The 9911-nt window shown below is 42.8% G+C and carries 7 protein-coding genes; 3 read left to right on the top strand and 4 right to left on the bottom strand.

From position 1 onward, the window contains the following. The first annotated feature begins 607 nt into the window (after nt 1-607). Complete coding sequence (locus tag H6G26_RS42765) at nt 608-709, top strand: hypothetical protein (RefSeq protein WP_347242499.1); 102 nt, start codon at nt 608-610, stop codon at nt 707-709. 475 nt (nt 710-1184) lie between these two features. Here H6G26_RS42765 and H6G26_RS24225 read toward each other — a convergent pair whose 3' ends face one another. Continuing rightward, nucleotides 1185-1349 carry a hypothetical protein gene (locus H6G26_RS24225; protein ID WP_190731938.1) on the bottom strand — a complete coding sequence of 55 codons (165 nt, stop codon included), beginning with the start codon at nt 1347-1349 and terminating at the stop codon, nt 1185-1187. 405 nt (nt 1350-1754) lie between these two features. Between H6G26_RS24225 and egtC the strand changes: the two genes are divergently transcribed. Continuing rightward, nucleotides 1755-2552, top strand: coding sequence for an ergothioneine biosynthesis protein EgtC (gene egtC, locus H6G26_RS24220; protein WP_190731931.1), 798 nt, complete (start codon nt 1755-1757; stop codon nt 2550-2552). Nucleotides 2553-2752: 200 nt separating this feature from the next. Here the strand turns inward: egtC and lnt are convergent, their stop codons facing one another. Then, nucleotides 2753-4375: an apolipoprotein N-acyltransferase gene (gene lnt / locus H6G26_RS24215; protein WP_190731929.1), complete on the bottom strand. Its 1623-nt coding sequence runs from the start codon at nt 4373-4375 to the stop codon at nt 2753-2755. Then, a complete protein-coding gene (gyrA, locus tag H6G26_RS24210; RefSeq protein ID WP_190731927.1) occupies nt 4356-6971 on the bottom strand; it encodes a DNA topoisomerase (ATP-hydrolyzing) subunit A in 2616 nt (871 codons plus the stop codon). The genes lnt and gyrA overlap by 20 nt, the downstream gene beginning before the upstream one ends. A 489-nt stretch (nt 6972-7460) precedes the next feature. On the opposite strand from gyrA, the gene trmB reads away from it, so the two are divergent. Continuing rightward, the gene (gene trmB, locus H6G26_RS24205) at nt 7461-8114 is read left to right on the top strand and encodes a tRNA (guanosine(46)-N7)-methyltransferase TrmB (RefSeq protein ID WP_190731925.1); all 654 of its coding nucleotides are present in this window, start codon (nt 7461-7463) and stop codon (nt 8112-8114) included. 213 nt (nt 8115-8327) lie between these two features. Here trmB and H6G26_RS24200 read toward each other — a convergent pair whose 3' ends face one another. Then, nucleotides 8328-9863, bottom strand: coding sequence for a phospholipid carrier-dependent glycosyltransferase (locus H6G26_RS24200; RefSeq protein WP_190731923.1), 1536 nt, complete (start codon nt 9861-9863; stop codon nt 8328-8330). Between the last annotated feature and the right edge of the window lie 48 nt (nt 9864-9911).

The following is a 9911-nucleotide window of genomic DNA, read 5'->3' as shown; positions in this document are numbered from 1 at the left end:
GTGGAACCACACTGAACCCTTCCCGAACTCAGAGGTGAAACGCTGCTGCGGCCACGATAGTTTAGGGGTAGCCCTACGCAAAAATAGCTCGATGCCAGGTTCTATTTTAAAAACAAAAGCCTTCTCATTTATGAGGAGGCTTTTGTTTTTGAAAGATATAAGTTACGCCTAATGTAAATTAAAGAGGTTGAGACTCCAGAGGACTTTAAACGCTTGTGTGGTGTACGACCAGAGACTTTTAACCAGATGCTAGAGGACGGGCTTTCGCCCAGTCAATCCAAACAGAAGACAGGACGGCCAAGTAAACTCACTTTGGAAAACCAATTGTTGATGACATTGGAAAAAAGAGAGAATACCGTACCTACTTCCATATAGGGCAATCTTAGGGAGTAAACGAGTCTACAGCTTACCGAATTATCCGAAAAATAGAAGATACACTGACTAAATCTAGGGCGTTCACACTTCCAGGGAAGAAAAAATTGGCTACTTCTAATTATCAGTTAGTAGTAGTGGTTGATGTTACAGAAAGCCCCATTGAACGTCCTAAAAAAAACAAAAAAAGTTTTACAGTGGAAAAAAGAAACAGCATACACTTAAGTCACAAGTAGTGGTAGACCAAGCAAATGGTAAAATCATCTGCACCGCTCATGGCAAGGGTAGAGAGCATGATTTTCGGATATTTAAAAATAGTCAAGTTATACCAATTTGAAAAAAGAATGCGACAGATGGGTAGGGGCACAACAATGTTGTGCCCTTACAAATAATTGATGTGTCGCAAACATTATTTGAATTGGTATTAGGTTGAGGAAGATATAAAATGCTTGATTAGATTTACGAAAAATTAAGTAAGGTAAAAGACGAATTACGCCTGTGAAGTTTGAGCATATAAAATAAGGCCAAGCACCAAAGTTTTGCATTCTACCATCAGCAAACATAAGGCAAGCATATATCATAGGCCAGATACCCATCAAGCAGAGGATTGTTGGAATAAAAGATTGGCGGATATTAACTCACGGTAAAATATTAATTGCCAACTTGCCAAAATCTGAGTGTTGGAAGTAAATCTAAAACCAGCGATCGCATTATCTCCGACAACTACATATTACTAAGCCACAAACTGAATTACACCCCATTGTCCATTTGTCAACCACGAATGGTCAGATTTTGCCACTTCCTTAACAACTTCAGATTTTAAACCTACTGTCTATTGAAAAATGATTTTCAACGATGACTCGACGGGCAATTGCAGGCATTCGTTGAGTGACTGTGAATTCAGTAAAAGAACCAACTTCTGAACCTACAAGTGATGACGGTAGTGGTAATTTCAGGATTTGAGATGAATTGACCACAAATTTTTTGCTCTCGTAATTTATGCATATATCATAATTCATCAGTTTTCGCTTATCAGCATCCCGTGATATTGCTTCTGGCAAAAATTACCTGTGCACTTGAGCATTTTTATAACTGCGGACTAAATGAGCGATCGCTTGTTGAGATATAATATCGCAGTCCTAAATCATTTGTAACCACTCACCGCTTGCTCATTGCCTGAATAATCTATTTTTTTAGAAAATATTTTTCTAGAATTTGCAAACAAAACCATGACTTTAGTCATAGTTCAAGCATACACAAGATAAAAAATAGTTGTTAAATTTAGTAAAGATTCGCAGTCATTGCACAGTTAAAAGGTTCGATTTATATCGGGGCTTGTGACTGAATTTTGTTCGTTACTCTTTCAGCAACGTCGTTTTTTTATGTGTAGATTAATTGGCTACCTTGGTAATTCCATCCTATTAGATGAGTTGCTGTATAAACAGGAGCATTCGCTCTACAAACAAAGTTACAGTTCTTTGGAATTAAAATCAGGAGTAGTTTGTGCAGACGGGGTGGGTGTAGGCTGGTATGACGAAGTGGGTAAACCCTTTATTTACCGAAATACGATCCCGATGTGGAACGATCCGAATCTGGAAGAGTTGAGCAACTATGTACAATCTACTTGTACTGTCGGCTATGCGCGATTAGCTGGGATAGGTGAATCGCTCGACATTAGCAACTGTCAGCCATTTCGCAGTGGGAAACTGTTGTTTGTGCATAATGGCGAAATCTCAAACTTTCAACAGACTCTGTACAGACCAATCCGTGACAGCCTCTCTGATTCCACATACCGCCTGATTAAAGGCATGACTGACTCTGAACATATCTTCGCTTTGCTAGTGGAAATGTGGCAGTCATCTCCAGACAGCACTGTGTTCTCAGCCTTACGTGCCACAGTTCAAAAATTGACTGAGTTGGCATCAAAATACGACACCAGCTTTAGTGCCAATATAATTGTCACCGATGGTCAAGCAATTGCAGCAATTCGCTACGCTTACCGCACACAAGCTCCTACTCTTTATTGGTCTTGTGATGCACTCAAGGAGCCAGACCAAATTATTGTTGCCTCTGAGCGTTTATCTGACCAAAATTGGACTGCTTTTGGTGAGCAAAGTATGCTATTTTCTCAAGCTCAGTCATTACAGCCAACAATTAGCCTGTTGGAGAGATTTGCTTAATTGGGGTTAGAGAAGCATTGCGACGGCTTACTGTTATAAAATAACTCTTACCATGATTGGTAAGAGTTTAAAATAAAATTGATATCAATTTATCAGTAGCGATCGCGTGCATCTAAAATGATTTGCTTATCACGAGAAGCATCCATACTAAATATTTAGAAGTAAGGTTCTTTTATTATGGGTAATTTAGCAGTTAATCATTAATCACTTATTTTCTTTGTATGCCCAAGTTGAATTAACAGCCAAGCTCCTCCAGAGGATATCAATAACAACGGTGTTAACCAATCACCCCACCGCACATATAAAGTCTGCGTTTGTCGCCGATAAATTGTTTCAGCATGAGTTTCGTAAGTATTATATCCAGATATCCACAAGGTTCTGCCGTGAGGATCTATAAAGCCTGAATATCCTGTATTAGTTGCTCGTGCTGACCATCTATCAGTTTCAATTGCCCGCATGATATCCTGTGCATGGTGCTGGAATGGCATCGATGCAGTGTAATGGGCATCGTTAGAAGAACTGACAATAAATTGGCCACCCGCAGCAGCTTGACGGCGAAATTGCTCAGGAAAAGCAGATTCATAACATATACTAGCGATCGCCCGACCAAAAGGAGTGTCAAATATCTGATTTGCTAAACCGGCAACTTGGTGTGCCTCCAGTGGCGACAAGCGTTGAACTATCCCACCTAAAATTTCTTCAAAGGGAATATATTCTCCCAAGGGTACTAGTTTGGACTTATCGTAACGGCTGACGATTTCACCCTTACTGTTGAAAGTAAACAAGCTAATTGTATAACTGTCTCCCCGTTCGCCAAAAGCCCCAATCCAAGCAACTATACCTTTTTCCTTCACTGCTGAGACTAGGGTAGTTTGCATCAAGTTACGCTGGAAAATAGGTAAGGCTCCTTCTGGAGTGAGGACTGCATCTACACCTTGGTCGGCTAAAGTTAGATATCCATTGGTATAGTTTTCTTGGGCGCGACGAAACCCTTCGGAACTTCGTAAAAGTCGGTTTGGGATATTACCCTGAACAATCCCCACTTTCAAGGCTGCTTCTGGTAATTGGGCGATGGGACGGCTATATAAGATAAAACCGATGAGGTGTAAGGTAATTAATAATCCTGTGGCGATAACCCAGTATTTATTAACGAACCGCCAAGGCGCAGAGAACGCAGAGGAAATCTTGGCGTACTTGGCATCTTGGCGGTTCATCCATCCTTCCGCAATTAAACCATTAACAGCAGCGATCGCTGCTGTCACAGTATTAGGCCCAGAGAGTTGCCCCAGATGTAGAATTACGAGATTGTGTGGACTTTGAGTGTAAGCAAGGGAACTCCACCACAAAGGCCCCGCACTCCACAGACTCTCTAATCCGCACCAGACGGCTGTACCAATCAATATACGTAGCCACGGTTTTTGTCCGTTCAGGCGAACCATCACAGCCGCCCAAATAGCAACAAATACCCCTCCAAAGACACTGATAAATCCCCAACAAAAAAGGGTGATTAACAAACTTGGCAACCAAGGAACGCCCAACCATGTCATCGGATGAATTCCGGTAATCCAAGATAGGGCGACACCGTGATAACCGATACCCCAGAAGAGAGCAGGGGGGGATTGGTTTTTGCCTTTAGCTGAAGTTACAACTAGCACCCATAAGGGGACTAGGGCAATCCAAGCCAGAAACCATGCACCGACAGGGGCGACGGTCAGCCCCATTAAAATGCCGCTAGCTAAGGCAATTAAGCAAGGGAGTAAAGAGATAAACCTCTCCCCTTGCTTCCCCTGCTCCTCCTGCTTTTTACTCTGCTTCTTCTGCATCGGCAGCATCAGGTGGAACTATTGCCACTCCGGTAATAGCATCATCTTCGTCTAAACGCTGCACTCTGACTCCAGTTGCCGATCGCGATTGGATAGAAATCGCATTGACCGCTTGACGGATGATAATACCGCGATTTGTTACCATCATGATTTCATCATCATCATTGTTGACAATGCGTAGGGTTGCCAACTTGTCTTTGGTTTTGCGGTTTTTGAACTTGGTTGCCATTAAACCCTGACCAGCACGGTTTTGCAGGCGGAACTGGGCAACTGGTACGCGCTTACCATATCCTCCCATTGTAATTACCAACACCCAAGGGCCAACAATGCCACTGCTAGGCACTTCTGCGGACTCTTCATTAGTTTCGGTAATTTCGATATCTTCTGTTTCAATTGCTTCAATTGTTTCGATATCTTCTGTTTCGGCTTCTGTAACTATATCCAAAGTTTCAAGAATTGCTGCGGGGAGGATATCCATACCCACCAGTTCATCTTTATTTTTGAGTTTCATGGCTTTCACCCCACGAGTCGCCCTACTTAAAGGACGCAGTTGTTCGTGATTGCACCGGAAGTTAATCGCCATCCCGTTCCGAGAACCAATGATTACACTGTCCTCTACTCTGGCGCGTCGCACCCAGCGCAGTTGGTCGCCTTCTTCTAAGGAAATGGCAATCAAACCATTGGCGCGAATGTGACTAAACGCTGCCAATTCGGTTTTTTTGATATTGCCGCCCTTGGTGAGCATAACCAGATATTCTTCACTGCTAAACTCGTCAACTGGTACAATCGAGGTGATTTTTTCCTCTTTGGGAATCGGTAGCATCTGGACAATCGGTGTCCCTCGGCTGGTACGCGAACTCGCTGGAATTTGATAAGCTCTCAGGCAATAAACAACACCACGCTCACTAAAGAATAAAATACTGTCGTGATCACAGCAAGTTAAGAAATGCTCAATGGTATCATCATCTTTCACCTTGGCTGCGGCTTTACCTCTGGTCGCACGGCTTTGCGCTTCAAAGGTGTTAACTGGCATCCGTTTGATGTAGCCTTGCTCTGTAACCAGAATTATTGCTTTTTCATTGGCAATTAGGTCACGGTCATCTAATTCGCCTTCCCCTGGTAAAATCACCGTGCGGCGAGGTGTGGCAAAGTTAGTTTTTAGTTGCGCGACTTCGGTTTCAATAATTTCTAGCACTCTCTCCCGGCGTGCCAAAATATCTTGCAAATCGGTGATTTTCGCTTGTAATTCCTCGTGTTCCAAACGAATTTTGTCTGCTTCTAAGGCAGTCAACCGCCGCAATTGCATTTGCAAAATTGCATCTGCTTGCACTTCAGAGAGTCCGTAAGTTGTGATTAATTCGCCTTTAGCTGTGGGTGCATCGGGAGCATGGCGAATCAAGACAATAATTGGATCTAACTGGGATAGGGCAATTAATAGTCCTTGCAGGAGATGGTCGCGTTCCTCGGCTTTCCGCAGTTCGTAACGGGTACGTCTGGCAATGGATTCGATGCGGAAATCCAGGAAGACGGTTAGGAACTGCTTGAGGGTGAGTACTTGGGGTTCACTATTTACCAACGCCAGCATATTTGCGCCGAAGTTGGCTTGCAGTGGCGTTTGCTTGTAGAGGTTATTTAGAACGACGCGGGGATAAGCATCACGCTTGAGTTCGATGACAACTCGCATCCCGTCGCGATCGCTTTCATCCCGGATATCTGCGATGCCCTCTAAACGCTTTTCGTTCACCATTTCGGCGATTTTTTCAATCAGCGCCGCTTTGTTGGTTTGATAGGGCAATTCGGTGATGATAATTGCTTCTCTATCTGGGCGTCCCCGTTGTTCAACGGTTTCAATGTTAGCTACACCACGCATGGTAATAGAACCACGCCCGGTAGTGTAAGCTTCACGAATGGCAGATGTTCCCAAAATTTGCGCCCCAGTCGGAAAGTCTGGGCCGTGGACATACTGCATTAATTCGAGATCGGTGATTTCTGGATTGTGGATTACAGCCACTAAAGCATCAATCAATTCGCCCAAATTGTGCGGCGGAATGTTGGTTGCCATACCCACGGCAATCCCAGAGGAACCGTTGAGCAACAATTGGGGAATCCGCGCCGGTAGCACTGTCGGTTCTTGCTGGGAACCGTCGAAGTTATCGGCGAAATCTACGGTTTCATACTCGATGTCGTGCAGTAAACCAGCGCTAGTTAAAGCTTGTAAGCGGCATTCTGTGTACCGCATGGCGGCTGGCGGATCGTTGTCTACCGAACCGAAGTTACCATGTCCGTTAACTAGGGGCGATCGCATGGAAAAATCCTGCGCCATCCGCACCAAGGCATCATATACTGCCGTATCGCCGTGGGGGTGATATTTACCCAAGACTTCCCCCACTACACGGGCGCATTTCTTAAAAGGGCGATCGTGGAGCAGACCTAGCTCGTGCATTGCGTAGAGAATGCGACGATGCACAGGTTTTAGACCATCCCTGGCATCTGGCAACGCCCGACCCACTATCACGCTCATGGCGTATTCCAGATAAGACTGCGACATTTCGGTTCGCAAGTCTATCGGGATAATCCTCTCCTGTGAGGTTGTCATAACCTAAAAATCTCCAAAAATCGTAGATTTTAGCTTGTTTACTCAACAAAGCGCAAAATTATTCTAAATTTCTCTTGAATAACTGCCATAATTTGATACAATTCTAGCATATATTGCCTATTCTTTGCCTGGAAAGCTAACCCAAATATCTAGTAAAAAAACAGTATAATAATTTACAATTTATCAGATATACCTAATTAATAAGAGCAGTGAACTAAAAGGTTGACTAGTGCAAAATTACTTAAATTGAAAGATGACGGGGTAAATTTAAGGCAACAATCTAAATTGGCTTTATAAGCTCTTACTTTTATAACCGTTATTTATTAGACTTGTCACTAAATAAGGTCTGAAAAATTAAACTATAGTTGATCATTTCTACTTAGACAAAGAGCAGAAGTGGATAAAGCCTTCCAATATGTAATTAAAGCAACATTCGCATAAATTGGTATCAGAATTAACAGGGCATTTTCACGTAAAGGAGAGAAAATTTTGGCAGCAGTCCGAGTCCGCCAGCATGTTAATCCACTTGGTAAAAAGTATCAAACACCAGCAAGTCCACTTGATTGGGAAAAAATTTATGCAAAGCCAAATCAACCGCTACATTTAGATATTGGCTGCGCTAAAGGACAGTTTTTGCTGAATATGACCAAAATAGAACCAAACTGGAATTTTCTCGGCTTAGAAATTCGGGAACCGCTAGTGGTGGAGGCGAATAAGTTACGTTCTGAGTTAGGTTTCACAAACCTGCACTACTTGTTTTGCAATGTGAATAACTCACTGCGATCGCTTTTATCTTCCCTCCCGCCAGGAAGTTTACAACGCGTTACAATTCAATTCCCCGATCCTTGGTTTAAAACCCGCCATGCTAAACGCCGTGTAGTGCAACCAGAACTAGTGGCAGAATTAGCCAATTATCTTGCGGTTGGGGGAGTTGTATTTCTGCAATCAGATATGGAATTTGTCGCGGTGGAAATGCGCGATCGCTTTGCTGCTCACCCAGCTTATCAGAAAGTTGGTACAGAAGAATGGTTGGCTGAAAACCCGCTACCAGTCGCCACAGAACGGGAAATAGGTACGCAAAAAAAGGGTGAGCCTGTTTATCGAGCTTTATTTGTCAAACAAGAAGTTGCAAATGAGGAGTAGTAATAGGGCAATCATGTAGCGCCACAAACGCCAAGTTTGATTTGGTTTTGTAGAGATCGCATGATAGAGGCAGAAGAAACAAATGCAAACACATTAGCTTTTTATCTCTTTTTGTTACTAAACTTTGTTAGTTATCGAGATTTGGTTGTCGTTAAATATTGCCTGTCAGCCAGAAAACAAAAACTGAATTCAGACTCCTGAATTCTTCTTGAATCAAATCCAAGAGTTGAACCACATTCGCAGCTTGTAACCGTTAGGGGAAAGGGGCAAACCCAAATATACGGGCATCCAGAAAATAAAAGCAGCCAGAATGATAAAAGTAATGGTGACACCTAGCGCCCGGAGTTGTTGATAATAACTGCGAAGACACTGATCAACAAACCAAGCGATCGCTAAAAATACAAACACCACTGCACACATATAGTGGTAGATAAAAACGCACCTCGTCACTTTCACCCAAGGTAATAAATTAGCAGCGTAATTTATAACTAAATACAAGGCAATCCAAGTATCAACACTCAAAGTTGCAGGCACAGAAAAACGCTTTTCTTTCACCCAATGAATTACGGCTTGTGACACCAGCATCCCTAATAAAAACAACATGGCAGCAACACCAAACCACCACAAAAATGGATTGCCCATTGCATGGACATCATAAATAACTTGTCCAGCACCAGCAGGCAAAGGCGGGCCCATCACAGGTAACGGTTCAGTAATACTTTTAGCCGTTTGATAATAATATGCCATTGGCCGAGTCATCAACGGCCATTTGTACCAGGCAGCGCAGTAAGGATGCACGTTAGGATTATTGCCACCTAGCTGTAAGTGAAACTTCAAAATTTGTTGATGTACTGTAATAAATCCATAAGTTTTATCTAGTTGAAGGTGAGGAATCCAGATAATGCTGTAAATCAAGGCTGGGATAATTCCTAGATAAAACAGCATCTGAAAAATATTTAGCTGAGTTAGGTTTTGTAGTGGTGTCTCAGATGAGAAAGATGTAGCTTTAGCTTCCCGCAGGGTGGGGGATGAGGGGGATAGGGGAGAATAAGTACTAACTCCTGCCTCTTTCAATGAAGAAGATGTAAAAAAGAGTTTGGAGTTAGAAAAAGAGTGTATCAAATGGATTACCCAAGCTGCTATCCAAATGAGATAAGCACCTGAGAGGAACCATAAACCGTTCCACTTAGTACCGACTGACGCACCAAAAGCAATGCCAGCAAAGACTAACCAAAAAGAACGTCGCCGATTTTGGTTATCTAATGCCAATAATAAAAACCAGTGTCCTAATAAACCAAAGATGACGATATAAATATTACTTAAAGCATAGCGAGACTCAACTAGAAAAATGCCATCACAAGCTGTAAACAAACCTGCAAGTATTGCAAAGCTACGGCGATAACTCAATTGATAAGCGATCGCAGCCACAACTAAAGGAATAAATGAGCCAGTGAGAGCATTAAACCACCGATAAGTCCAAGGCGATCGCAATGATCCTGTCAGTCCATTTACCGTATCGTGCCAAAAAGGAATATGACTGCCAATCCAAATGCCGATGCCTATCATATATTGACTTAGCGGCGGATGAGCATTAAAAAATGGCGTATGCGTGAGATAATTATTACCAAATTTGGCAAAGTAAACTTCATCAAATACCAGAGTGTTGAATCGCTCCAGTCCCCAAAACCGTAAGGCAAGTGAGAGAAGAAACACACTTACCATCCCAATTCTGAACCATTTTTTAGTCATTAGTCATTAGTCATTAGTCATTGGGCATTGGGCATTGGGCATTGATAC

It is taken from the genome of Nostoc sp. FACHB-888 (assembly GCF_014696655.1).
GTDB lineage: Bacteria > Cyanobacteriota > Cyanobacteriia > Cyanobacteriales > Nostocaceae > Nostoc.
This window is presented reverse-complemented; position numbering and strand designations above follow the sequence as displayed.

What these genes read in the sequence shown, in the direction of transcription:
- H6G26_RS24200 (WP_190731923.1), bottom strand. Translation starts at nt 9,863, where the DNA reads ATGACTAAAAAATGGTTCAGAATTGGGATGGTAAGTGTGTTTCTTCTC.
- egtC (WP_190731931.1), top strand. Translation starts at nt 1,755, where the DNA reads ATGTGTAGATTAATTGGCTACCTTGGTAATTCCATCCTATTAGATGAG.
- gyrA (WP_190731927.1), bottom strand. Translation starts at nt 6,971, where the DNA reads ATGACAACCTCACAGGAGAGGATTATCCCGATAGACTTGCGAACCGAA.
- lnt (WP_190731929.1), bottom strand. Translation starts at nt 4,375, where the DNA reads ATGCAGAAGAAGCAGAGTAAAAAGCAGGAGGAGCAGGGGAAGCAAGGG.